This window comes from Saccharococcus sp. Marseille-Q5394 (genome assembly GCF_946901335.1).
GTDB classification, from domain to species: domain Bacteria; phylum Bacillota; class Bacilli; order Bacillales_A; family Planococcaceae; genus Sporosarcina; species Sporosarcina luteola_C.
Window position 1 is genome coordinate 431454 of record NZ_CAMPPQ010000002.1, and the last position, 23490, is coordinate 454943.

Sequence of the window (23490 nt, forward strand, 5' to 3'; positions counted from 1 at the left end):
TGGGGCTCAGCTCACTCTCCCATTGACTGTTCGTTTTTTAATCCGACGTGGAGGTTTAAAATGTACTGAGGGGTGCGGGTAGTGACGTCATTTTCCACCGCCACCGCCGCCACCTTCACCACCGCCACCCTCACCGCCACCGCCACCGGATTCACCGCCGCCGCCCTTCTCGGTTGGCGCTACTTCACCAGCTTTAAGGATCAGTTCCTGCCATTTTGCTTTGAGCAATGGACTGTTAATCGTTTCCTCAATAGATTTCTCCATCTGTTTTTTCATATCCGTTGATTGCAATATGGTTTCCATCTGCTTTTGCATATCTGGCTGGCCGAAAAACTCCACCATTTCTTTTTGAAAAGAAGAGTCGTTAATTAACTTCGACATGATATCCTGCTGCTGATCTTTCATGCTTTTTGCAATTTTTTCGGTAAATTTCGGGTCTTCAAATGCTTGCTTCCAAAAATCCTCGCCTTTTTTGGACAATAACGTATCCTCGATGGATTTCTTCACTTCCGGCTGCTCCAGCACCATCAATTCCCTGAACTCGGGGTCGGAAAGCATTTTCCGGACAGCTTTTTTTCCATCATCCGTCTGCAAGGCATCCGTCATCATCTTCTTCATTTCATCGTAGTTCGGTCCTTGCTGTTGCATGCTGCAGCCCGATAAGAGTATGGCCAGTACAAGTAAATGAACCCATTTTTTCATCATGAGATCAATTTCCCTTCCGATTGCATTTTCAATTATTGTTCACAATATGAAGAGGAATATGCATTAGTCATTCAAGGAAATAGATTTTTTGGCAAAACGTTGATACACTATTGAGAGCAATTAAAATGGGGGAACAGTATCGTGACCATACGAAATTGGGTTAAATTCTTTTTTACTGCATTGATAATTGGAGGAGTTGTCACGGGCATCCTAGGATTGATCGTCCGTTGGGAATTCTTTTCACAATATTTATCTGCCGGAGAATATATAGAGTTTCTTAGCGCTTTATTATGGATGATCTTTCTCGGGTTCACTATGAGTGTCGTTGCACAAATGGGTTTTTTCGCCTATTTAACTGTGCATCAATTCGGCGTGAACTTATTTAAGACATTGACATTATGGAACTGGGTGCAGCTGCTGATCATCGCGGTTGTCATCTTTGACCTCGTGTTTTTCAGATTTAAATTAACGGCAGGGGAAACAGGGCGGACGGTACTCTATTTGACATTGCTGTTTTCCTTACTTGCAGTGTCCATCGTCACAGCGTATTTTAAAGCGAAATGGACAAAAAAGCACACACTCATTTCAGCATTGTTTTTCATGATTGTCATTACGACACTTGAATGGCTGCCAGCTTTGATGGTCCGGTCGGGCAATATTGATTCATGGGTGACAATTTTATTATTCCCACTTCTCGCGGTAAATGCCTACCAGCTTCTTATGCTGCCGAAGTATAACCGTCAATCCGATGAGGATAAAGCGAGACTTGACGCACGTAAACAAGCGCGTAAAACGGCAAAAACGGCAAAAGCGAAATGATGAAAAGCGCAGTTCCTCACTTGAATGGGGAACTGCGCTTTTGTTATTTCGGCATTTTTTTTGTTTTGATGGACATATTGAATAGGACATCCTCCAATGATTTGTTCTGGCGCGTTTCAGTCAGCTTTTTGAAGTCGGCTAACGTAATCCGTTCCTCGCGATAATGCGGCAGCGAAATGATTTCCCCTTCGATGACCGGCGGCGGCTCTCCCGTATGCCAGCGGACTGATGAACCAAGGGCGTTCACTTCGGTGTCCCAAAGTGCGGTCCGTAGTGAATAAGGGAACTGCTCATCTGACGTTCTGAACCATAACGGTTTGGCACCGAAAAGCTTCTCATATGTCTCCAGCTGTTCAATCAGAAGAGGTGTATTCTGTTCATACTCCATCCCGGCATGTCCCAATAAACCGGTAGGGATATTGCGTTTCTTGATCAATTGCACGATTTCAGGAAAGCGCCCGGCCCAATCCATGTCAAGAAGGAGCAAAGGATAGGGAGCCTGTAATTCACGGATCAGCTGCTCCACTTCCTCATCTCCGAATGATATATTAATGGTCAGCGCGGATCCCGACATTCCTCTGACGATGACTTCATTCGGCTCGTCCGTCAAACGGAAAACAGACTTCAACGAATCCGATCCGGGCATGCTTGGGAAAAACAATGCGGCAGCGCAGCATACGAAAAGTAAAAGAATTAGTTTAGCTCTCAAGTTACATCCCCTTTGAAACGAAATCTATAGGGTACTTTATGATAAAGGCTTGACCGATATGATTGGAACATGCTAATATAAGAAAGTCGTTACGGGGTAATGAAATTAAAGTTGATTTTTCCCCGGCGGTCAGCTAAACTAAATAGTGTCGTTGGAAAAATTAATTACGATTCCGCAGTAGCTCAGTGGTAGAGCAATCGGCTGTTAACCGATCGGTCGTAGGTTCGAGTCCTACCTGCGGAGCCATATTTATGCTTCCATAGCTCAGTAGGTAGAGTGCTTCCATGGTAAGGAAGAGGTCACCGGTTCGAATCCGGTTGGAAGCTCCAGATGAAACTTGAGAATTTTGTTTCATAGGCAAGAACTTTTTTTTATGTCCGCCTGCTGTCTGAGTGCAAGATTATAAAAATAGGCTTGCATTACGACTATAAATTTGGTACTATAGCATTTGTGCTAATCACTGAGAAATTTATTATTATAGTATGGCCCCTTGGTCAAGCGGTTAAGACACCGCCCTTTCACGGCGGTAACACGGGTTCGAATCCCGTAGGGGTCACCATTTTTTATTATTAGGAAAGCTGGCAAATAGATGCTCAGCTTATTATATTTTAACCTGGTGGGGTAGCGAAGTGGCTAAACGCGGCGGACTGTAAATCCGCTCCCTCAGGGTTCGGCGGTTCGAATCCGTCCCCCACCACCATCTATACATACAATCTGGGAAGCAGCTTATCACGATATATCATTGGGGTATAGCCAAGCGGTAAGGCAACGGACTTTGACTCCGTCATTCGTTGGTTCGAATCCAGCTACCCCAGCCAATCATTTTTTTCGCTCCACGAAAAAAATGATTTGCGAGTAATTCCGAAAGGAATTAGGAGCACAAGGTTTTAATACTAGAGCATTCCAATTTCAAAGTATTGCGAGCAAACTGTTTTAATATAATGCATAAAAAATACTACCAGTAAAACACAAACCCCATAAAACACCCACACAAATCCATCAATAGATAGGATTTTTTTTATTGCCAAAAATCTCCCACCTCAACATTTTCTTAAAATATTCATAGAGCTTATCCCGTCTCTGTAGTGGTAACGAGTATCATGGAAAGGTATTATATAGTAGGCAAATTAACTAAAGTATAAAAAGCGAATGACTTGATGCTATTGAATAGAGAAGGTGTCCGTAAGAATTGTACAGGCCGAGAATTAGTTAAACGTGTGCTTTTACACATTTAAAAGAATTTGTGAGCGTATATGCGTATCTGAATCCATTTATGAGCTTTTGTGGAGATATATGCGTTTCTCATATAAGATATGAGCATTTGGAGCGTTTTATGCGGTTTTGGACGACTTTATGCGTATTTGCATGCTCATCATGACATCGGATGTTCCTCATGGGCAATATTGCAGCTATTTATCAGATGAACAGTTGATGGATGTTATATGGATAACTATTATCAAATGATACAAGCCTTTATCTCCAGTAGATTGTGAACTCATGTTTTTGAAATCTGTAGAAAATGAATAAATATCCAAAAACTTGTTAGGTTGAGCCATTCCATGTGACGAATTACAATATGGATGGGGGGCTGACAAATATGAAAAAAATGAATATATCATTAATAGGGGTTCCACTAGATTACGGACAAAGCCGTAGAGGCGTGGACATGGGCCCGAGCGCCATCCGTTATGCCGGTGTGGTAAACAGATTGGAAACGATCGGGCATACGCTTAAGGATGAGGGAGATGTCCAAGTAAGTGCAGTTGAACGTAAAGATCAGGAAGTTGCGAAATTAAAAAACTTGGAGGAAGTTGTTCAAGCGACTGGTGAACTTGCGAACCGAGTAGCTAAAGTCGTAGAGAAAGGGAACTTTCCTCTTGTACTCGGAGGCGATCATAGTATTGCCATCGGAACAATTGCAGGTTTAACATCAAAATATAAAAACTTAGGCGTCATCTGGTATGACGCACATGTTGACATGAATACGATTGAAACGTCACCATCAGGCAATATCCATGGGATGCCGCTTGCGGTCCTTATGGGGCGTGGCCACGAGAGATTAGTGAATATTTATCAAGAAGGGCAGAAAGTGAAGCCCGAAAATATTGTCATCATCGGTGCACGTTCAGTCGATCCCGGAGAGCGTAATCTCATTAGGGATCTAGGTATTAAAGTGTTCACGATGCATGAAATTGACCGGGATGGCATGACTACGGTCATGAAAGAAGCGATTGCTTATTTGCAGGAAAAGAACGTTGACGGGGTTCACCTATCATTGGATTTGGATGGCCTTGATCCGCTTTACACTCCTGGAGTGGGGACACCGGTGGCGGGCGGAATAAGCTATCGTGAAAGCCATCTCGCAATGGAAATGCTTGAGGATGCGGGCATAATCACATCAGCTGAATTTGTCGAAGTAAATCCAATACTCGATGAGAGAAACAAAACCGCGGATGTCGCGGTCGGATTGATGGGATCTTTGTTAGGGGAGAAATTACTCTAAGAATGGCCGCCTGGGTTTTCATCCAGGCGGTTTTTAAGTAATAATTTTCCTAAAAGAACGGAAATAGTTATCAATCTTTGGTAAAATAAAAAACATGGAGTAAAAATGAAACCAGTTGGACCCTTCAAACGTATAGAAGGAACAGCCGCATAGAGCGGAGGATGAAAGTCATTGGATGAATTGGTCAATAAAAGAATAAATCAAGTGATCAAAGGCGATCAAGATGCATTCGAGGAAATAGTCACCATGTTTCAACATCGGCTGTATCATGTTTGTTATCGAATGCTCGGCAATCCCCAGGAAGCGGAAGATATAGCCCAGGAAGCTTTTGTACGTGCCTATGTGAATATCCATACGTACGATCAGAAACGGAAGTTTTCCACTTGGTTATTTCGGATTGCAACAAATTTATGCATCGATAGGATCCGCAAAAAGAAGCCGGATTATTATCTTGATGCGACAGTGCCGGGAACGGACGGCCTGAACATGTACTCGCAGATTGCAGCGTCCGGCGATTTGCCGGAGGAAGAAGTGGAGCGTATGGAAGCGCAGGAACGTGTCCAATATGAGATTGGACGGCTGCCGGAGAAATACCGCACTGTCATTATTCTGCGTTATATGGAAGAATTGCCGTTGCAGGACATCAGTGATATTTTAGAGTTACCACTTGGAACCGTGAAGACCCGGGTTCACCGTGGACGGGAAGCATTACGGAAGCAGATGGGTACTATGTAGGAGGGAATAAAGTATGAATACGTGTCAGGAACCAGTGATTCATTTAATGCACGCGTATTTAGACGGAGACATTAGCCGTGAAGAAGAGCAGGTGCTGCATAAGCATTTGGATGAATGTGATCTTTGCAGGGAAATGATGGATGAACTGAAAATGTCGGCTTTATTCCTGAAGGATACAGCTCCAATTCAAGCACCGGAAGGATTTGTCTCAGGCGTCATGGAACGTCTCCCAAAAGAGAAATCGCAAGCAGGCTTTCAGCGCCTATTACGCAGGCACCCGCTCGTGGCTGCGGCCGCACTATTTTTACTACTAATGAGCGCTACGCTCTTTTCTAGCTATAGCAACAATCAGCAGTTCTCCTTCACGAAACAGCCGAATCTTATCGTCGAAGGGGAAACGGTAATAGTTCCCGCCGGCGAAGTCGTGAAAGGCGATATTGTCGTTAAAAATGGAAATCTCCGGATTGAAGGGGAAGTGGATGGGAATGTGACAGTTATCCATGGATCCAAATATATGGCTTCGACAGCAGTCGTTACAGGGAAGAGTGAAGAAATTGATCAGGCCTTCGACTGGCTATGGTATAAAATCAAGTCTACCGTGAAGGATATTTTCCCGTCTTCGGATGGCGAGCAACAGGAAGAATAGCACTTCAGCGACTGCCTTCCCGGAAACGGGGAGCGCGGTCGTTTTTTAAATCGCGCAATAAATGCTGCCGCTCGCGGAAAGTTTTCCTTGGTAGGAAACAAACCTCGGCTGAAAACGTTCCCATTAGTAACCAGTCCTAATTTGTTTTCAAGAGCATTGAAACTAGGCTGTATGATATACTGAGGTATAGAATTTGCGATGAAGGTGAGGGAAGCGCATGCCAGGTTGGGAAATGATAACAAACTCAAGTCCAGTTGAAATACTTAAAAATATAGTGGATGTGCTTCTCGTATGGTTTGTTTTCTATAAATTAATCACCATCATAAAAGGCACGAAAGCTGTACAGCTGTTAAAAGGAATTTTCGTCATTTTATTAGCCCGAATTCTTACTGAATACTTTGGACTTGATACATTGAAGTGGATGTTGGATCAAGTGTTGATGTTCGGTTTCCTTGCTATTATTATCCTTTTTCAACCCGAAATACGCCGTGCGTTGGAACAGCTTGGACGAGGACGCTTGTTTGCAAGGTCCGCAATGCAGGAGGAAGAAGAACGCGACCGCATGATTGAGGCATTCAATAAGTCGGTGAGCTATATGGCGAAGCGGCGGATTGGAGCACTCATTTCGATTGAAAGGGAGACAGGTCTTAGCGAGTATATAGAAACCGGTACTCCATTGAATTCAATTGTCACATCTGAACTGCTTATCAATATCTTCATTCCTAACACACCGTTACATGATGGAGCCGTCATCTTGCAAAAGAATAGGATTGCGGCTGCGGGTTGCTATTTGCCGCTCTCGGAAAATCCCTTCATTTCCAAGGAACTCGGAACCCGTCACCGAGCGGCACTCGGCATAAGTGAAGTGACCGATGCCATTACGGTAATCGTTTCCGAAGAGACAGGGGCCGTCAGTATTACCGCTAACGGGGATATCAATCGGAATTTATCGATGGAAGAGTTTGAGAAGCAGCTGCGTCAAGTATGGTTTGGGGCGGAAACCGAAACGTCTTCTTCTCCATTCTGGAAATGGGGGAAACAAAAAAATGGTTGATAAGTTAATGGATCGCCCATGGTTTCTCCGTTTCACAGCATTGGCACTCGCCATAATCCTTTTCTTTTCCGTCCAGTCGGAGAATGAAAAAAAGACGAGCTCCACGATCGGTGATTCACAGGGTATCCTTCACGATGTGCCTGTGGAAGTGCTTTTTGATAATGAAAATTCCGTCGTAACCGGAGTCCCTAAGACGGTCAATATGGCAATAGACGGGCCTGCAAGTCTCGTCCAGTCGACAAAACTGTTGAAGGATTTCACATTGAAGGTCGACTTGCGGGAGCTGCCGATGGGAAGACATACGGTCAAGATACAAGCTGAAAATCTATCGGATAAGCTGGATGTGAGATTGGATCCGGCGACTGTGGCCGTTGTCATCGAAGAGAAAGTATCAAAAACGTTCCCAGTCGAGCCTGAATTTAATGAGCGGCTGCTTGCGGAAGGTTATAATGCAGTGAAGAAGGAAGTCGAACCTTCCACCATTCAAGTGACTGGCGCGAAAAGCGTTGTGGAATCAATCAGCTTTGTGAAGGTTTCGGCAACCGGAGATACGGGCATTAATAAATCATTTGAACAGAAAGCACGTGTCCGGGTACTCGACCGGGATCTGAATAAATTGGATGTCACGATTGTGCCCGAAGAAGTGACGGTCAAAGTAGAAGTGAAAGAAAATAGTAAAGAGGTTCCTGTTACCCTGAGACAAAAGGGCGAGCCGGGCGAGAACATCGTCATCGACTCTGTATTCACAGATACGAAAACGGTAACTCTGTTCGGCTCTCAGAAAACTCTCGAGTCCATTAACGACCTCCGAGTGGATGTGGATATCTCGAAAGTGAAGCAATCAGGAACTGTAGAATTGAACCTTCCAAAGCCAAAGGGAGTTTCCAAGCTCTCGGAGGAGAAGATCAAAGTGAACATCGGCGTAACCGTCGTGGATGGAGAGGATCCGCCGCCTGATGTATCGATGGAACCAACGACTGATGTGGTGAAGGACGTAACAAAGGAATTTAAAAACATCCCGGTCGCAGTGAAGGGTCTGGATGAGAAATATAGCAGTACCTTTTTGAAACCTACAAATGGAGTTGTCGATGTGACGGTAACTGCCAAAGAGGATGTCATAAATTCACTTGACACTTCGGATTTCGATATTAGCGTCGATGCTTCCGTGACCGATCAGGAAGGGGAGCATACATATCCGTTGACTGTAGTAGGGCCGGATAATATTGCATGGAAGATTTCTCACGATGAAGTGACATTGGAAATTAGGCTTGCATAATGAAGAAGCTGATTAAGAGCATTGAAAGGGAGTATGGATTATGACAAAGTATTTCGGAACGGATGGCGTCCGTGGGATTGCGAATAAAGAATTAACGCCGGAGCTTGCATTTAAACTTGGCAGGATTGGCGGACATGTATTAACAAAAGCTTCCCAGGAGACATCCCAAGTGCTTGTTGGACGGGATACCCGCATATCCGGCCATATGCTGGAAAACGCTTTGATTGCAGGTCTATTATCAATGGGAGTCGAAGTGATGAGGCTTGGTATCATCAGCACACCTGGTGTTGCCTATTTGACGCGCGTCATGAATGCCCAGGCGGGTGTTATGATCTCAGCATCCCACAACCCATTTGGAGATAATGGCATCAAGTTTTTCGGTGCTGATGGTTTCAAATTGACAGATGAGCAGGAAGAGGAAATCGAATCCCTTTTACATGAAGAGACAGATAGCCTGCCTCGTCCGGTAGGTGCTGATGTCGGCACTGTTACGGATTACTTTGAAGGCGGCCATAAGTATATCCAATACTTGAAGCAGACAGTCGATGAGGAATTCACCAACCTTCATGTTGCACTTGATTGTGCACATGGCGCGACTTCTTCATTAGCGACGCATGTCTTTGCCGACCTTGATGCGGACTTGACGACGATAGGCGCATCTCCAAACGGCCTTAACATTAATGAAGGAGTCGGGTCGACACATCCTGAAGGACTCAGCCAGCTCGTGGTTGATAAAGGTGCAGACATCGGACTTGCTTTTGACGGGGATGGAGACCGCCTCATTGCAGTTGACGAACTTGGCCGGGTCATTGATGGTGACCAAATCATGTTCATCATCGGCCGCCACCTCCAATCGAAAGGCCGCTTGAAGTCCGACACGATCGTTTCAACGATCATGAGCAACCTCGGCTTCTATAAAGCATTGGAGCGGCACGGCATGATGAGCGTCAAAACAGCCGTCGGTGACCGATACGTCGTCGAAGAGATGAGAAAAGGGAATTACAATCTTGGCGGGGAGCAATCCGGCCATATCATCTTCCTCGATTACAATACGACAGGGGACGGTCTATTGACGGCCTTACAACTTGTCAACATCATGAAGCGAACTGGTCGGAAGCTATCAGACCTTGCAAGCGAGATGACAATCTACCCGCAGGAACTTGTCAACGTCCGAGTGACGGATAAAAACAAAGTTACTGAAAATGTAAAAGTCGCTGCGGTGATCAAGGAAGTTGAAGAGGAAATGGCTGGCAACGGCAGAGTCCTCGTCCGCCCATCTGGAACTGAACCGCTCGTCCGCGTAATGGTCGAGTCACCGGATCACGATACATGCGAACGCTTTGTCAACCGCATTGCGGATGTAGTTCGTGAGGAAATGGGTATAGAAGAATAATCAATGAATTGGCTATTAAGGGTGAAAGGAAATCGCTACGATTTCCTTTCATCCTTTTTTGTTTTGCGCTGTTAACAGACGGTCATGATGCTGCTTCACGCGGTCACGAACAAAAAAATCGCACCCATAACCGGATGCGATGGAAATATAAATTTAAAATACACGCTGGAATTTATTCCGGATGATGATCGCTGTGGAGTTCAAAACGAACAGTGCCACTAGCAGAACGATGATTGTGGCGGCGGCCAAATTTGCATATTCCGCGACTAGCGAAGCATCCAACGTCCAGTAATAAATCTGCATCGGCAACACTGTGAAGCGGTCCATGATGCTACCTGGGAATGGGATCAGCAATGCAGGGATACCGATGACGACGAGCGGCGCGGTTTCGCCGATTGCCCGGGATAAGGAAAGAATGGCTCCTGTCAAAATTCCGGGAAGTGCTGCGGGCAGGATGATTCGCTGAATCGTTTGCCATTTCGTCGCGCCTAGCCCGTATGCAGCTTCACTTAAAAAGAAAGGGATGGAGCGAATTGCTTCCTGACTTGCAACGATGACAATCGGTAAAATCAATAGGGACATCGTCAACCCGCCGGCAAGGACGATGTTTCCAAGATCTAGCACCCGTACAAAAACAGTTAAACCAAGGATTCCATACACGATGGAAGGGACACCTGCCAAATTGGATATATTCGTTTGAATGAAGCTGACTAGGCGGCCTTTTTTTGCATACATCTCTAAGTAAATTGCCGTGCAGACGCCTACAAACATTGTAACGGGAGCGACAACGAGCATGAGCCAAAACGTTCCGAGGATCGCTCCCATGATGCCAGCACGTTCAGGCTGCGTTGATAATTTACCGGTCAAGAAATCGAAGTTGACTGAACCGATGCCTTCCGAAACGACTTTGACGAGCAAAACTGCTAGGAAGAAAAGTCCGAAGAATGCGGACAGCATAAAGATGGACTTCGAGAACCGGTTCATGAATAAACGACGCTTCGTCCGCCGTATATGTTGTTTTTCACTCAATTGATTCATCTTAATATTCCTCCCTGAACTTTTTGGAAACGGCCCTTGCGATAAGGTTCATCATGAGTGTGAAAACGAAAAGGGTCATCGCAACTGCATACAAGCTGTAATAGACTGTCGATCCGGCAGCGGCGTCTCCGCCCGTCACTTCGACGATGTAAGCGGTCATTGTCTGCGTCGATTGTGTAAGGTCAAAAGTAAAATTTTTCGTGCTGCCGCTTGCAATCGTCACAATCATCGTTTCCCCGATGGCACGGGAAATCCCAAGTACAAACGAGGCGATGATGCCGGATAGAGCCGCGGGAATGACAACTTTGCGCGTAACCTCAAGTTTTGTCGCTCCTAATCCATAAGCGCCTTCACGCATAGCATTCGGAACAGAACTCATTGCGTCTTCGGATAGGGACGCAATCATCGGGATGATCATGACACCCATGACTAAGCCGGGGCTAAGAATATTCGTCGCCTGGAGACTCGGAATGAATTCACGTAAAAGCGGCGTGACGAAAGTGAAAGCGAAAAATCCATAAACGATTGTCGGTACGCCGGCGAGCAGTTCAAGAATCGGCTTGACAACTCTCCGCACTTTCGGGGACGCGTATTCGCTCAAGTAAATGGCTGCCATCAGCCCAATTGGCGCAGCTACTGCCATTGCAATCAAAGAGGAAGTAACGGTGCCCATCAATAATGGAAGCACCCCGAACTCAGGATTCTGGCTCAACGGCTTCAAGACGGTGCCTGAAAAGAAATCGAGGAAAGGCACCCGTTTGAAGAACTCCACTGTTTCAAATAACAGTGTCCAAATGATGCCGATTGTCGTCAAGACGGACAATGAGGCGATTATGGCGAGGAAGCTGGGAATGAGCCGTTCAATCCTTCTTCTGATCGAATTGCCGCGATGGTTTTGGTCGATCATGTCCCGGATATTCACTTTATCTGCATTTGGTAGTTCTTGATTTATCATTAAAGATACCCCTTCCAATAAGATGCAAGAGGATGAAGGCTTTAACAGCCCCCATCCTTATCCTCGTCTAGACTCCAACGTTTTGATTGCTGATTACAGGCCTTCCAGGTAGCTGACGTTTTCTTTCACTTCAGATTCCGGGATCGGTGCAAAGCCTGTTTCACCTGCGAATTTAGTAATATTGTTCATGACGTAGAGTGCAAAATCTTTAACTTGCGGCTTTTCTTTTGCGTGATTCACATTCAAGTATGTGAAGACCGGGCGAGTGAAGTCCGCATAAGCGCCATCCTCAGCGATCGTATCTAACGCCGGCTCGACAGGACCGTTTCCGAAGTCGACAGCAACGGCATTCATCTTGTCTTGGTTATTGACATAGTAGCCGAATCCGAAGAACGCGATTCCGTTCTTATCTTCAGAAACAAGGTTCACAAGCGTTGAGTATTCCTGCTGCAAGTTGACTGAGTTATCCATATCCTGCTTATTTAAAATGCTCTCGTAGAAAAATTCATATGTTCCGTGGTTTTCATTCGGTCCCATCGCATTGATCTTTTCGTCCGGCCAATCAGGATTGATGTCGGACCATTTCTCGACAGTGCTATCAGCAAGGAAGATGCTGACCAGTTCTTCAGGCGTCATTTCTGTAGCCCAATCATTTTCTTTATTGATGACGAATGTAAGGCCGTCCAAAGCAACCTTCAATTCTTTCACTTCAATGCCGAGCTTATCGGCTTCTGCTGCTTCTTCATCTTTGATTTGGCGGGAAGCATCATTGAAGTCTGTACCGTTTTCAACGAGGAATTTTTTGAACCCTGCGCTTGTTCCAGCGCGACTCACTTCAACGGAAACGTTCTCTTGTTCGTTCACCATATACTCCTCGGCAAGTCGGGCCATAAGCGGGTACACTGTTCCGGAACCATCAATGGCGACACTGCCTTCCAGCTCTGCTCCTTGCGCGGAGGCTTTGTTTTTGTCCGATTCCCCGGACTCGCCGTCCTTGCCGCATGCCGCAAGAACAACTGTAAAAGCAGCGATGATCATGAATAAAAGATACTTGTTGAACTTCATTGATAAATCCTCCCCTGGTTTAAGTTCTATATTAGATGAAGGAATCTCCTTCACAACTACATCTTAATGGTCCATTGTTAAGTAGGTGTTGTTAATATGTAAAGGTATTGTAAATTATTGTTAATAAAAAAATAAAACCCGCTCTCATAGGAAGCGGGTTCATGGTTCAGCCGAAACGGCCGTTAATATAGTCGTCTGTCAATGTATCTGAAGGGTTGTTGAAGATGGTAGTCGTCCGATCTTCTTCGATCACTTCGCCATTCAGGAAAAATGCAGTACGATCGGAAATACGTGCGGCTTGCTGCATGTTATGCGTTACGATGGCAATCGTCACATCGTTTTTAATGGAGCTAATCAATTCCTCTATCTTATGAGTCGATACAGGATCCAGGGCGGACGTAGGTTCATCCATCAAGATCACTTCGGGATCGATGGCAAGGCAGCGTGCGATACATAGCCGTTGTTGCTGTCCGCCGGAAAGGCTGTACGCGCTTTTATGGAGTCGATCTTTCACTTCATCCCATAAGGCGGCTTTCTTCAAGCTTTCTTCTACAATCATGTCGAGCATCGCCTTGTTGCGGATGCCGTGCACTCTTGGTCCAAAAGCAATGTTTTCGTAGATTGATTTCGGGAAGGGGTTCGGCTTTTGGAACACCATGCCAACTTTGGAACGAAGGATTTCCACAGGCATTGCCTTACCTAAAATATTATTCCCTTTGAAAGTGACATTGCCTGAGATGGAGACATCGGTTGCTGTTTCCACCATACGGTTCAATGTTTTGAGGAACGTCGATTTCCCACATCCCGATGGACCGATGATGGCGGTCACTTCGCGTTCATTGATGGAGAGATCGATGTTCTTCAGTGCATGCGACGTGCCGTACCAGAGATTCAGCCCGTTCGTTTCATAAATCGGTTTATGCCAGCTTTCGTTTCGTACGACAGATAATGGTTTTTCTTTTATACGATCAAGAAGTAATGTCATTTAAAATCCTCCTAGTTGGTTTGAGGCTTACGTTTAGTCTACGGGAGGATTATTGAGGAAGTATGAAGGTGTTGTTAAGGTTTTGTTAAGAGGAAGTAATGCGGAGCATCTAGAAACTGTACGTAAATGGGTTGGAATTTGCCGAATCCGTGATAAAGTGTCGAGAATCGGTGGTAAAGTGCTGAGATTCGGTGATAAAGTGTCAAGAATCGGTGGTAAAGTGCTGAGATTCGGTGATAAACCCGCCGTTGTCGGTGGTAATCGACAATAGTTTCCAACATAAAAAGGCCATTCTCAGAGGGATAGCCTTTCATTCATTCAAAAATATAATGCAATGCCTTCACGGCTTGGTCCACTGTCTCGACTGTAGCATGCGCTTTACGGGAAAGCTCCTTCAGAGGATGGTGATGCTGCTCGGAGCGGATGAGGATAAGCGGCTTGCCGTATGCAACTGCGGCACTCGCGTCCATCGCTGTGTTCCATTGCTTGTACTGCTCGCCGAAAAGGGCAATGACAAGATCAGCTTTCTTCATTAGAAGTTCAGTCCGCAAGTTGTTGAAGCTGGAAGCGGCAGCATCCTTGAAAATTGCATCCGGCTGCTTGCCTAAAATCTCCTCCCCGATATTATCCGAGCGATCGTGGTCTTCCATCGGACCAACGAAATCAATCGGCAAATTCAATGCCGCGACTTTCCGTTTCACCTCTTCACGCCAAGATGTATGGATTTCCCCTGCAAGATATACTGTCAATCTCATTAAAGATCCCTCCTATAAATGATACCCCCATTATAACATTCATCCGAATTAGATTGCCCAACGTTGCACGAAAGTTTAGAATTAAGGAAAGAAAAGGGGGAGACGTATGAAAACGATTTGGCATAACGGCAAGATGTATACGATGGACAGGGAAGGGGAAACCGTCGAGGCGCTTCTCACGGAAAACGGAAAGATCATAGCAGTGGGAACCTATGACGAATTAAGGAATGAAGCCGATAATGAAATCGACCTAAAAGGGGCGGTGCTCTATCCAGGATTCATTGACAACCATATGCATATGATCGGGCATGGGCAGAAATTGCTCAGTTTGGATTTATCCAAGGCGAAGTCTTCGGATGAAATGATGGATATGCTCTTGAATGCCTATCCAGATTTGAAAGAGGATGAGTGGTTCATTGGCGAAGGATGGAATGAAAACAATTTCGCGGATAAAAAGATTTTTACGCGCAACGAACTGGACAAGGTGACGAATTCTCCAATGTATTTGAAACGGACGTGCAGGCACGCGGCAATCCTCAATTCAAAAGCGTTGGAGCTCGCAGGCATTACGAGAGATACGCCGGATCCGGATGATGGCGTCATTGAGCGGGATGAAAACGGGGAACCGACAGGAGTATTGAAGGAAGGACCGATGGATCGCGTACTGCAGCTCATTCCGCAGCCGACGGAGAAAATGCTGACGATGGCGCTTGAGAAGTCGGTCGATGATCTGCTGTCGCTCGGACTGACTGGGGCAGTGACGGACGACTTGGGCTATTATGGGAATTACCAAAATCCATTGCAGGCATTCCGAAATGTCATCGGTGAAAAAAAGAAGTTCCGTGCGCATCTGTTGCGCCGTTCGACGGTGTTTATGCAATTGATGGAGGAAAATGCCGAGTACAACGAACCGTGGATTGACCCAGGGGAAATGAAGTTCTTCATCGACGGCTCGCTTGGCGGAAGCACAGCTTTACTGAGTGAACCATATTCGAATGACCCGTCCACTTTCGGCACAGCTGTGTTGACCGATGAGGAGATCCACGAGCATGTAGCGACCGCCCGGAAATACGGTCAGGCCGTTGCAATGCATATGATTGGCGATGGAGCTGTTGAAAAAGGATTGGACGCAATCGAGCGCCATCCTGTGCCGGAAGGGAAGCGCGACCGTCTCATCCATGTAAATGTGCTGCGTGACGACTTGGTGGAGCGGATGAAGAAGCTTCCGATCGTCTTGGACATACAGCCAGTTTTCGTCTCATCCGATTTCCCATGGGTGATGGAGCGTCTAGGGGAAGAGCGCTTGGACTGGGCTTATGCATGGAAGCGACTGATTGACAAAGGGTTCATTTGCGGAGCTGGATCGGATGCGCCGATCGAAGAGGTCGATCCATTGCTAGGCATTTACGCGGCGGTCACACGGAGAAAACCGGGAGAGACCCACGAAGGGTATTTACCGAAAGAAAAGCTAAGCATGTTTGAAGCGGTCGGTTTATTCACATCGGGCAGTGCGGCGACAATTGGCAAGGCGGATTCGCGTGGAAAAATTGGTATTGGATTTGATGCAGACTTCACGGTCTTGGATAAAGACTTGTTTGAGGTGAGTGAAGAGGAGATCCTAGATGCTGCTGTCGTTATGACGGTAGTTGCAGGAGATGTCATGTATCGGAACTGACAAAAATGTATTTGGAGGAAGATAACAGGGTGCTGATTGTCTGTTATCTTCTTTTCAGTATGAGGGGGATACTATGTTTTATCGGAGAAAATTTTATACTGTGAAAAAAGAATTTGTAGGGATCTTTAATCAACATTTTAGTAACACCAACTTGCCTAACCAGCTTAAACACGGTTCTCGATTAATTGGCCGTTGGATGAAGGAAAATGAGGACAATACTGTCGAGATCTTTGCTATATGGGAATATGACAGCTATGAAGATTATGTAGAGATCGAAACCAAGATAAGAAATGATCATGCTCATGTAGGGCGTGTGAAGGACTGGTATGCAAAGCACGGTGGACGGGAACACGTATTGAAGGAATACATTTTAGAGGTTGAAAATGAAGCGATAACATCGACTGTAGAATGGAAGGCACAGTGATCTCTTCGGCCAACCAAACTATACATTGTATGGGAGAGTGGATATGATACAGTCTTTTATATTCGATATGGACGGCACGCTTTTTCAAACAGATAGAATCCTGGAATTAGCCCTTAATGAGACCTTTGAACACTTACGGTCAATGGATAATTGGAACGGCGCCACACCGATTGAGAAGTACCGTGAGATTATGGGTGTTCCTTTGCCGGTAGTTTGGGAAACATTGATGCCCACTCATTCTAAGGAAGATAGAGAACTAACGGATGGATATTTTCTTAAAAGATTACTTGAAAATATAAGAGATGGAAACGGAGCTTTATACCCCGGTGTCAAAGAACTCTTCAGTTACTTGAAAAAGAACCAATTTTCAATCTACATAGCAAGCAATGGGTTAATTGGTTACCTCGAAGCCATAGTGAGCTATTATCGATTGGATCGATGGGTGACAGAGACCTTTAGTATCGAGCAAATTGACTCTATGAACAAATCGCACTTAGTCCGGAGTATTGTACAAAAGTATGGCATTACAAACGGAGCGGTAGTAGGTGATCGATTATCGGATATAAACGCAGCGAAAGATAACGGTTTACTCGCTATTGGTTGCAACTTCGATTTCGCAAAGGAAGACGAACTTGCTCAGGCGGATGTCGTAATTGATGACTTACTTGAGTTAAAAAAGATCTTAAAGTGAGGACAGTTAGGAGTGTGAATAAAATGATAGATCTACGGCATAAACCTCTGATAGAAGGGGAGAAAGTTATCCTCAGACCTTTTAAGGAAGAGGACTTCCCTTTCATAGAGGAATGTTTACAGGACCCCGAAGTACTTAAACTGACAGGAAGCACAAATGAAATTGACTGGGATTTTACTCGAAATTGGTACCAAACTAGGAATGAACAAGTGGATCGCTTGGATTTGGCGATTGTTGACTCATCTCAGGGCATCTTTGTTGGTGAGGCAGTGGTAAATCTATACGATGAGAAGAATCATAGTATGAATTTCAGGATTCTAATTGGTCCGAGGGGAAGGAATCGGGGATTAGGAACGGAGGCCACTCAGCTTATCATTAGTTACATATTTCAAACCACGACAATTAACGAACTTACCTTAAGTGTTTTTAATTTCAATCCCAGGGCAAAGCATGTGTATGAAAAGCTTGGCTTTGTAGTAGAGAGTGTTGATGAAAATGATCTGGAATTTGAAGGCGAATGGATTGATTCGAATAATATGAAATTGACGAGGGACAGTTGGTTGGATAGAAAAGTTGGTTAATAAAAACAGAGCAGATAGGGCACTTCAGCCATTCTGCTCTGTATTTTTATTTGTTCAATAAACTATCTTATTACTCAGCAGTCCCGATAATGATCCCTTCAATCTCTCCGATCGGCAAAGGACCATACTCGCGGCTATCGTATCCACGCCACCATTGATCAACGAGAATGAACACTGTATTTTCCTCCACAGTTACGGCTGCCATGTCCATATTGAAGTATTCCCTTATCGATTGTTCATCTACAATTCGACTGCTCGCAACCGTATTGAAATACTCCTCCTCGCTTAAGCCGTGCATTGTTGCTTTGCCATAGAACGTATCAAGTCTCTTTCCGTCAATATACACTTGACCGCCTTTAATTTCTACCGTTTCACCGGGTAATCCGACGACTCTTCCGATATACATTTCAGGAACTGCCGAATTCTTGGCAATGACGGAAGGTGGCATATGATAATAAACAGCTTGCCCCCGCTGCAACTCATCGAAATCAGTTGAAACGACAAGCTGCCCGTGCTCAAGGGTATAGAAATCGTGATTTCCCCTATCCATTGAATCGGATCCCCATTCAATCAAAAATGTCTGTTCATTTTGTGGAGCAGCTTCCAAACGCTCCGGTGTTATGTTATCGGTGATTACTCCTGTCGTTAATTCCGATTCGCCAATGATGACAAACAATCCGACACCGACCGATAGTAGAACGATAAGGGAGATAAAGGTAGGGAGCAATGTATTACGAAACACTTTCTTAGGGCGGGCTGATGCAAAGATACTCCGCCGTATATTCTCCTTCTGTATGGAAGAAGGTTTAAACGCATGACCAAGCTTTACCAGCTCCTGCGCTATATCATCATCGGTTAAGCGTTTCATTCGTAAAACCACCTTTCTCTAATTCCTTTTTGAACGCGACAAGCGCCCTCGACAAACTCATCTTCACTTTTCCTTCTGACCACTTAAGGATCGCTGACGTATCTTTTGTCGAAAAGTCTTGGATCTTCCGCAGTATGATCACTTGCTGGTAACTTGGCTTCAGCTGGTTAAGCGCTTCGTAAAATTGCTTTTGCTGTGAATTAAGAAGGACAATTTCTTCCGGCGATCGTTCGTGCTTGGCGCTGTGAGCATATAAATCAAAATAAAACGTAATGGGATTCTTCTTTCTGAAATAACTTATCGTCGTCGTGTAGGCGATACGGAAAATCCAAGTTTTGACGTGGGAGTCCCCCTTGAATTGATGTGCATTCCGAACTACCTTCATAAACGTCTCCTGGGACAAGTCCTCGGCTGTATGGGAATCTTTCACGAGCATGAGGATGTAACTGTAAACGGCATCATAATGTTCATCAAACCACGCTTCACTGGACAAATCGTTCACCTCACTTGTTATTTACTTAGACGCAAACTCTGAAAATCGGTAACGAATCTGAACTAAATCATAATAAATCATTCAAACAGACATGCGCATGTCGATTAGTGTTTCATTAAGTATAACGGGTCTACTCGCAAGGAAATTTCATTTCCAGGAATTTTGTGTGAGTTTTTTTGTGTAAATGAAGTTAATTGAGGAGAATCGGTGGTAAACCCGCTTAAGTCGGTGATAACCTATCTGCTCGGTGTACGGATGGCCATGCCGAGGACAGGTTGTGATAAACTTAGGGAAATCGTCATGAAAGGAACGGATAGCTAATGACAAATTTTTGGCATGAGCGATTTTCTACAAAAGAGTACATATACGGAAAAGAGCCGAATCAGTTTGTCGTGGAAGCTGCTCACGTGCTGCCAAAAGGAAAAGTGCTTTGCATCGCGGAAGGGGAGGGGCGCAATGCCGTCTACTTGGCATCCCTCGGATTTGATGTGACTGCATGGGACTATGCGCAGGCCGGGCTCGATAAGACACAGCAATTGGCGAATGAAAAAGGGGTTGCCGTGAAGACGGAGCTTCGCGACTTGGCGCAAGTGGATTGGGAAGAGGAGCAGTGGGATGCAATCGTTCACATTTTCGGTCATTTTCCAAAGGATGTCATGGAAAAAACGATGACTGGCATTCAAAAGGCGCTGAAAGTCGGCGGCTTTTATGTGAGTGAGTTATATACGAAAGAGCAACTCCGATACGGCACAGGTGGACCACGTGATGAGGCGATGCTTGCGGATCCGGCGGACATCTTGGAAAAGTTCGATGGCTATTTCATTAAACATTTCCACGTAGGTGAAGTGAACCGCGACGAAGGACAGCTTCACACTGGAACGGCCCATGTTGTACAAAGCATTTTTCAAAAGAGAGAGGAAGCGAACTAATGGACGGACGTAATCGAAGTGATGTGAAGCCAGGAAGTAAGGTCGCAGTCATCCTGAAAAAGGACCAACGCACAGGCGTGAAGACGGAAGGGGTCGTCAAGGATTTATTGACAAACTCGAGCTTCCATCCGCATGGCATTAAAGTACGGCTCGAGGACGGACAAGTCGGCAGGGTCAGCGATATTTTGGAATGAATCGCAATAAAGGGACGCAGCCTACATCAGGCTCGTCCCTCTTTCATTTTAATATGGATCAGCTTTATGGCTTTCCTTCACAGCATCATCTGTTGCCTCGTTCGCAGCTACTGTCCCTTGGCCATATTTCGATAGGCCAGATTCACGGCCCGGAATCTTATTGTCCGTTTTCATTTCTTGGATTTCTTTCATTACCCTTTCTATACCTTCCTTCACGCGTTTGCCATAGTCTTCATCGGCTTGCGTGAAGTGATCGATCATGGCGTCTTGAATTCGTTTGTCACAGATCGCCAGCGCTTCGGATAGGTTCTTAATCAATTCATCGCGCTCCCAATCTTCAAAGCTGCGATATGTGTGGCCGGCTTGACCATAATTGTTCGGGCGATCGATTGGTGCACTCATTGCTGCTGCATTATAGATGGGTTGATGCGGTGTACGAATATCCTCGCTTTTTTCCTGATAGCCGCCGAGCATCGATGGTTCATAGTTGATATGCAAATCTCCAGACTCTTTCGCGTCATGGATAGCCATTTGACCGCGTTTCTGATTCGTCCGGACAGGAACCTTTGGTGCATTTACAGGCAATTTCAGATAGTTCGCGCCTATACGATAGCGCTGCGTATCTGAGTATGAGAAAGTCCGTCCTTGCAGCATTTTATCATCCGAGAAATCCATCCCGTCGACGAGAACCCCCGTACCAAAGGCCGCTTGTTCAATCTCTGCGTGGAAATCTTCAGGATTTCGATCAAGGACCATCTTACCTACCGGCAGCCATGGAAACTTCTCCTCCGGCCATAGCTTCGTATCATCGAGCGGATCGAAATCGAGTTCAGGATGGTAATCATCTTCCATGATCTGCACGAATAGCTCCCACTCCGGATAATCTCCCCGCTCAATTGCCTCATATAAATCCTGTGTTGCATGGCCGACGTTCTTCGCTTGAATATCGTTAGCCTCTTCTTGAGTCAAGTTGCGGATCCCTTGCTTCGGCTCCCAGTGGTACTTCACCAATACAGCTTCGCCTTTATCATTCACCCATTTGTAAGTGTTGACGCCAGAGCCCTGCATGTGGCGGTATGTAGCTGGTATGCCCCATGGGGAAAATAGGAACGTGATCATATGGGTCGCTTCAGGTGAACGGGAAACGAAATCGAACATCCGCTGAGGACTTGGCACATTCGACGCTGGATCAGCTTTAAACGCATGAATCATATCAGGGAATTTCATCGCATCGCGGATAAAGAAGATTTTCAGGTTGTTTCCGACTAAGTCCCAGTTGCCGTCTTCCGTGTACATTTTTACCGCAAAGCCCCTTGGGTCGCGTGCCGTTTCCGGCGAATCCTTCGCACCTGCCACTGTGGAGAAGCGAACCATCAGCGGCGTTCTCTTCCCGGCACCCGAGAATACTTTCGCACGCGTGTACTTCTCTACTGGTTCGTCACCGACTGTACCGTACGATTCAAAGTATCCAAATGCTCCGGTTCCCCTTGCATGTACCACTCGCTCGGGTATCTCTTCGCGGTCGAAATGTGAAATCTTTTCAATGAAATGATAATTCTCAAGCGTAGCTGCCCCGCGATTGCCGATCGTACGGATATTTTGGTTATCTGTCACAGGATGGCCCTGCCGCGTTGTCAACGTCTCACGTGTCACGTCTTGGCCATTTGTAACATTCACATCTTTGTTCTCTGCCAAATAGAAAACCTCCTCAAATCATTCTCATTATCTTTTACCCTCTGTCGGAAAGTTTATTCAGGTGTATTTCAGCGCCGTTTTTATATTCGGAATAATGTATACTAAACAAAAGAGAGATTGCGAGGAGGGAATAGGTTGAAAACGATTTGGGGCATATTGTCAGTTTTATTCATATGGGCATTAGTATTTCCATTTGCGGGCTTCGCAGCGTTTTTATTATACATTTCAAATAAGGGTTTTTTTGTACCGCTCGTCATCGCGGCATACATATCATTCGGTGCAATGCTTGTCATGGCGCGCTTTGAACTGTTCAACTATAAAAAGCATTTCTGGATCGGAGTAACGGCTCTCATCGCTGTATCGCTTCTGTTCACCATACCGGCCGTCTATGACAAAACACGTCCAGTCATTACCGATGGCCAAGTTGAATTAGCTGTATATCAACCGTTTGAAAAGAGAACGAAGGCCGTATTTTTAGATGAGCCTGCAAATTTGCACATCGAGGAAGACTTGCCGATTATCGATGGGGCGACGGCGCTTTATCCAATTTACGCGTCATTCGCACAAGCCGTTTATCCTGAAAAAGAGTACCAACCTTATGACAGCGAAGTGATGTCGAATCGGACTGAAGCTGCCTATACGAACTTGATTAACGGAAAAGTGGATATCATTTTCGTTTTGGGACCGTCTACAACGCAGCTGAACCAAGCGGAAAGTGCGGGCAAGGAGCTGAAGCTGACACCGATCGGGAAGGAGGCATTCGTTTTCTTCGTCAATTCCAAGAACTCGGTGGAAAGCTTGACCGAGAATGAAATTAAAGGGATTTACTCAGGGAAGATTACGAATTGGAAAGATGTCGGTGGAAAAGACAATGAAATCCGTGCATTTCAACGACCCGAAAATAGTGGCAGTCAAACTGCGCTGCGAAACTTCATGGGCCTCACACCAATTATGAAGCCGCCGACAGAGGATGTCATGTCACTCATGGGCACGGTCATCGGCGAAGTGTCCGACTATAAAAATCATAAAAACGCAATCGGCTACACATTCAGGTACTACTCGACACAGATGGTGAAAAACAATAGAATTCGCCTGCTTAGCGTGAATGGTGTCGAACCGAACACCGATACTATCAGGTCAGGAGAATATCCAATAACGAATGAATTTTATGCTGTGACGGCGGGAAGCGACAACCCGCATGTCGATGCGTTCATTGAGTGGATCTTGTCGGATGAAGGGCAAGAAATTGTGGAGAAGACGGGGTATGTGCCAGTTGGGAAGTAAGTGGGAGCTCATAAACTA

25 protein-coding genes and 5 tRNA genes are annotated in these 23490 nt (G+C 45.5%); 20 read left to right on the forward strand and 10 right to left on the reverse strand.

Going from position 1 to position 23490, the window contains the following annotated elements; all coding sequences use genetic code 11:
- Positions 1 to 87 precede the first annotated feature (87 nt).
- Entirely contained in the window at positions 88 to 705 is a 618-nt protein-coding gene (gerD, locus tag OC538_RS12635) for a spore germination lipoprotein GerD (RefSeq protein ID WP_316044309.1), read from the reverse strand.
- Positions 706 to 846: 141 nt separating this feature from the next.
- Between gerD and OC538_RS12640 the strand changes: the two genes are divergently transcribed.
- Complete coding sequence (locus OC538_RS12640; RefSeq protein ID WP_262175901.1) at positions 847 to 1524, forward strand: KinB-signaling pathway activation protein; 678 nt, start codon at positions 847 to 849, stop codon at positions 1522 to 1524.
- A gap of 43 nt (positions 1525 to 1567) precedes the next feature.
- Here the strand turns inward: OC538_RS12640 and OC538_RS12645 are convergent, their stop codons facing one another.
- Positions 1568 to 2233 carry a hypothetical protein gene (locus OC538_RS12645; protein WP_251695493.1) on the reverse strand — a complete coding sequence of 222 codons (666 nt, stop codon included), beginning with the start codon at positions 2231 to 2233 and terminating at the stop codon, positions 1568 to 1570.
- Between the two features lie 171 nt (positions 2234 to 2404).
- Between OC538_RS12645 and OC538_RS12650 the strand changes: the two genes are divergently transcribed.
- The 11 genes from OC538_RS12650 (at position 2405) to glmM (ending at position 9840) form a co-directional block, all read left to right on the forward strand.
- A tRNA-Asn gene (locus OC538_RS12650) sits at positions 2405 to 2479 on the forward strand.
- A 7-nt stretch (positions 2480 to 2486) separates the two neighbouring features.
- A tRNA-Thr gene (locus tag OC538_RS12655) sits at positions 2487 to 2562 on the forward strand.
- A gap of 155 nt (positions 2563 to 2717) precedes the next feature.
- Positions 2718 to 2792, forward strand: a tRNA-Glu gene (locus OC538_RS12660).
- Between the two features lie 56 nt (positions 2793 to 2848).
- Positions 2849 to 2933, forward strand: a tRNA-Tyr gene (locus OC538_RS12665).
- A gap of 43 nt (positions 2934 to 2976) precedes the next feature.
- Positions 2977 to 3051: transfer RNA gene (locus tag OC538_RS12670), tRNA-Gln, on the forward strand.
- Between the two features lie 779 nt (positions 3052 to 3830).
- Positions 3831 to 4736, forward strand: coding sequence for an arginase (rocF, locus tag OC538_RS12675; RefSeq protein WP_251695492.1), 906 nt, complete (start codon positions 3831 to 3833; stop codon positions 4734 to 4736).
- A 171-nt stretch (positions 4737 to 4907) separates the two neighbouring features.
- Positions 4908 to 5471 carry an RNA polymerase sigma factor SigW gene (sigW, locus tag OC538_RS12680; protein ID WP_262175906.1) on the forward strand — a complete coding sequence of 188 codons (564 nt, stop codon included), beginning with the start codon at positions 4908 to 4910 and terminating at the stop codon, positions 5469 to 5471.
- 13 nt (positions 5472 to 5484) lie between these two features.
- Positions 5485 to 6117 (forward strand): zf-HC2 domain-containing protein, encoded by a 633-nt coding sequence (locus OC538_RS12685; RefSeq protein ID WP_262175910.1) that lies wholly within the window; start codon positions 5485 to 5487, stop codon positions 6115 to 6117.
- Positions 6118 to 6334: 217 nt separating this feature from the next.
- Positions 6335 to 7171 (forward strand): diadenylate cyclase CdaA, encoded by an 837-nt coding sequence (gene cdaA / locus OC538_RS12690; protein WP_316044310.1) that lies wholly within the window; start codon positions 6335 to 6337, stop codon positions 7169 to 7171.
- Positions 7164 to 8447: a YbbR-like domain-containing protein gene (locus OC538_RS12695; RefSeq protein WP_251695488.1), complete on the forward strand. Its 1284-nt coding sequence runs from the start codon at positions 7164 to 7166 to the stop codon at positions 8445 to 8447. The genes cdaA and OC538_RS12695 overlap by 8 nt, the downstream gene beginning before the upstream one ends.
- A 40-nt stretch (positions 8448 to 8487) precedes the next feature.
- A complete protein-coding gene (gene glmM / locus OC538_RS12700) occupies positions 8488 to 9840 on the forward strand; it encodes a phosphoglucosamine mutase (protein ID WP_251695487.1) in 1353 nt (450 codons plus the stop codon).
- 153 nt (positions 9841 to 9993) lie between these two features.
- Here glmM and pstA read toward each other — a convergent pair whose 3' ends face one another.
- From pstA to pstB, 4 genes are all read right to left on the reverse strand, one after another.
- The gene (gene pstA, locus OC538_RS12705; RefSeq protein ID WP_410055885.1) at positions 9994 to 10824 is read right to left on the reverse strand and encodes a phosphate ABC transporter permease PstA; all 831 of its coding nucleotides are present in this window, start codon (positions 10822 to 10824) and stop codon (positions 9994 to 9996) included.
- A 55-nt stretch (positions 10825 to 10879) separates the two neighbouring features.
- Positions 10880 to 11833 carry a phosphate ABC transporter permease subunit PstC gene (gene pstC / locus OC538_RS12710; protein WP_262175920.1) on the reverse strand — a complete coding sequence of 318 codons (954 nt, stop codon included), beginning with the start codon at positions 11831 to 11833 and terminating at the stop codon, positions 10880 to 10882.
- A 93-nt stretch (positions 11834 to 11926) separates the two neighbouring features.
- Positions 11927 to 12898, reverse strand: a complete 972-nt coding sequence (locus tag OC538_RS12715; RefSeq protein ID WP_262175923.1) for a PstS family phosphate ABC transporter substrate-binding protein — start codon at positions 12896 to 12898, stop codon at positions 11927 to 11929.
- Positions 12899 to 13064: 166 nt separating this feature from the next.
- A complete protein-coding gene (pstB, locus tag OC538_RS12720) occupies positions 13065 to 13883 on the reverse strand; it encodes a phosphate ABC transporter ATP-binding protein PstB (protein WP_251695483.1) in 819 nt (272 codons plus the stop codon).
- A gap of 52 nt (positions 13884 to 13935) precedes the next feature.
- Here pstB and OC538_RS12725 point away from each other — a divergent pair, with 52 nt between their 5' ends.
- Positions 13936 to 14154 carry a hypothetical protein gene (locus tag OC538_RS12725; RefSeq protein WP_262175929.1) on the forward strand — a complete coding sequence of 73 codons (219 nt, stop codon included), beginning with the start codon at positions 13936 to 13938 and terminating at the stop codon, positions 14152 to 14154.
- Between the two features lie 43 nt (positions 14155 to 14197).
- On the opposite strand, the gene OC538_RS12730 is transcribed toward OC538_RS12725, so the two are convergent.
- On the reverse strand, positions 14198 to 14638 hold the full coding sequence (locus OC538_RS12730) for a YtoQ family protein (RefSeq protein ID WP_060205541.1): 441 nt from the start codon (positions 14636 to 14638) through the stop codon (positions 14198 to 14200).
- A gap of 106 nt (positions 14639 to 14744) precedes the next feature.
- Here OC538_RS12730 and OC538_RS12735 point away from each other — a divergent pair, with 106 nt between their 5' ends.
- The 4 genes from OC538_RS12735 (at position 14745) to OC538_RS12750 (ending at position 18009) form a co-directional block, all read left to right on the forward strand.
- The gene (locus tag OC538_RS12735) at positions 14745 to 16313 is read left to right on the forward strand and encodes an amidohydrolase (RefSeq protein ID WP_262175932.1); all 1569 of its coding nucleotides are present in this window, start codon (positions 14745 to 14747) and stop codon (positions 16311 to 16313) included.
- Positions 16314 to 16386: 73 nt separating this feature from the next.
- The gene (locus OC538_RS12740) at positions 16387 to 16737 is read left to right on the forward strand and encodes an NIPSNAP family protein (protein ID WP_251695480.1); all 351 of its coding nucleotides are present in this window, start codon (positions 16387 to 16389) and stop codon (positions 16735 to 16737) included.
- 43 nt (positions 16738 to 16780) lie between these two features.
- On the forward strand, positions 16781 to 17428 hold the full coding sequence (locus OC538_RS12745) for an HAD hydrolase-like protein (RefSeq protein ID WP_262175939.1): 648 nt from the start codon (positions 16781 to 16783) through the stop codon (positions 17426 to 17428).
- Positions 17429 to 17451: 23 nt separating this feature from the next.
- Complete coding sequence (locus OC538_RS12750; protein ID WP_262175941.1) at positions 17452 to 18009, forward strand: GNAT family N-acetyltransferase; 558 nt, start codon at positions 17452 to 17454, stop codon at positions 18007 to 18009.
- 70 nt (positions 18010 to 18079) lie between these two features.
- Here OC538_RS12750 and lepB read toward each other — a convergent pair whose 3' ends face one another.
- Together lepB and OC538_RS12760 are read right to left on the reverse strand one after the other, a co-directional pair.
- Entirely contained in the window at positions 18080 to 18877 is a 798-nt protein-coding gene (lepB, locus tag OC538_RS12755; RefSeq protein ID WP_251695477.1) for a signal peptidase I, read from the reverse strand.
- Entirely contained in the window at positions 18858 to 19370 is a 513-nt protein-coding gene (locus tag OC538_RS12760; protein WP_262175944.1) for an RNA polymerase sigma factor, read from the reverse strand. The genes lepB and OC538_RS12760 overlap by 20 nt, the downstream gene beginning before the upstream one ends.
- Positions 19371 to 19690: 320 nt before the next feature.
- Between OC538_RS12760 and OC538_RS12765 the strand changes: the two genes are divergently transcribed.
- Positions 19691 to 20299: a class I SAM-dependent methyltransferase gene (locus OC538_RS12765; protein WP_251695475.1), complete on the forward strand. Its 609-nt coding sequence runs from the start codon at positions 19691 to 19693 to the stop codon at positions 20297 to 20299.
- Positions 20299 to 20493, forward strand: coding sequence for a YwbE family protein (locus OC538_RS12770; RefSeq protein WP_251695474.1), 195 nt, complete (start codon positions 20299 to 20301; stop codon positions 20491 to 20493). The genes OC538_RS12765 and OC538_RS12770 overlap by 1 nt, the downstream gene beginning before the upstream one ends.
- Positions 20494 to 20541: 48 nt before the next feature.
- Here OC538_RS12770 and OC538_RS12775 read toward each other — a convergent pair whose 3' ends face one another.
- Positions 20542 to 22188, reverse strand: a complete 1647-nt coding sequence (locus OC538_RS12775; protein WP_251695473.1) for a catalase — start codon at positions 22186 to 22188, stop codon at positions 20542 to 20544.
- 135 nt (positions 22189 to 22323) lie between these two features.
- Between OC538_RS12775 and OC538_RS12780 the strand changes: the two genes are divergently transcribed.
- Positions 22324 to 23472: a PstS family phosphate ABC transporter substrate-binding protein gene (locus tag OC538_RS12780; RefSeq protein WP_262175947.1), complete on the forward strand. Its 1149-nt coding sequence runs from the start codon at positions 22324 to 22326 to the stop codon at positions 23470 to 23472.
- Positions 23473 to 23490: the final 18 nt, after the last annotated feature.

Bases quoted from the DNA above. Each gene is read 5' to 3' on its own strand.
- gerD (WP_316044309.1), bottom strand. From the start codon at position 705: ATGATGAAAAAATGGGTTCATTTACTTGTACTGGCCATACTCTTATCG.
- rocF (WP_251695492.1), top strand. From the start codon at position 3,831: ATGAAAAAAATGAATATATCATTAATAGGGGTTCCACTAGATTACGGA.
- OC538_RS12685 (WP_262175910.1), top strand. From the start codon at position 5,485: ATGAATACGTGTCAGGAACCAGTGATTCATTTAATGCACGCGTATTTA.
- cdaA (WP_316044310.1), top strand. From the start codon at position 6,335: ATGCCAGGTTGGGAAATGATAACAAACTCAAGTCCAGTTGAAATACTT.
- OC538_RS12695 (WP_251695488.1), top strand. From the start codon at position 7,164: ATGGTTGATAAGTTAATGGATCGCCCATGGTTTCTCCGTTTCACAGCA.
- glmM (WP_251695487.1), top strand. From the start codon at position 8,488: ATGACAAAGTATTTCGGAACGGATGGCGTCCGTGGGATTGCGAATAAA.
- pstA (WP_410055885.1), bottom strand. From the start codon at position 10,824: ATGAACCGGTTCTCGAAGTCCATCTTTATGCTGTCCGCATTCTTCGGA.
- pstC (WP_262175920.1), bottom strand. From the start codon at position 11,833: ATGATAAATCAAGAACTACCAAATGCAGATAAAGTGAATATCCGGGAC.
- OC538_RS12715 (WP_262175923.1), bottom strand. From the start codon at position 12,898: ATGAAGTTCAACAAGTATCTTTTATTCATGATCATCGCTGCTTTTACA.
- pstB (WP_251695483.1), bottom strand. From the start codon at position 13,883: ATGACATTACTTCTTGATCGTATAAAAGAAAAACCATTATCTGTCGTA.
- OC538_RS12730 (WP_060205541.1), bottom strand. From the start codon at position 14,638: ATGAGATTGACAGTATATCTTGCAGGGGAAATCCATACATCTTGGCGT.
- OC538_RS12735 (WP_262175932.1), top strand. From the start codon at position 14,745: ATGAAAACGATTTGGCATAACGGCAAGATGTATACGATGGACAGGGAA.
- OC538_RS12740 (WP_251695480.1), top strand. From the start codon at position 16,387: ATGTTTTATCGGAGAAAATTTTATACTGTGAAAAAAGAATTTGTAGGG.
- OC538_RS12745 (WP_262175939.1), top strand. From the start codon at position 16,781: ATGATACAGTCTTTTATATTCGATATGGACGGCACGCTTTTTCAAACA.
- OC538_RS12750 (WP_262175941.1), top strand. From the start codon at position 17,452: ATGATAGATCTACGGCATAAACCTCTGATAGAAGGGGAGAAAGTTATC.
- lepB (WP_251695477.1), bottom strand. From the start codon at position 18,877: ATGAAACGCTTAACCGATGATGATATAGCGCAGGAGCTGGTAAAGCTT.
- OC538_RS12765 (WP_251695475.1), top strand. From the start codon at position 19,691: ATGACAAATTTTTGGCATGAGCGATTTTCTACAAAAGAGTACATATAC.
- OC538_RS12770 (WP_251695474.1), top strand. From the start codon at position 20,299: ATGGACGGACGTAATCGAAGTGATGTGAAGCCAGGAAGTAAGGTCGCA.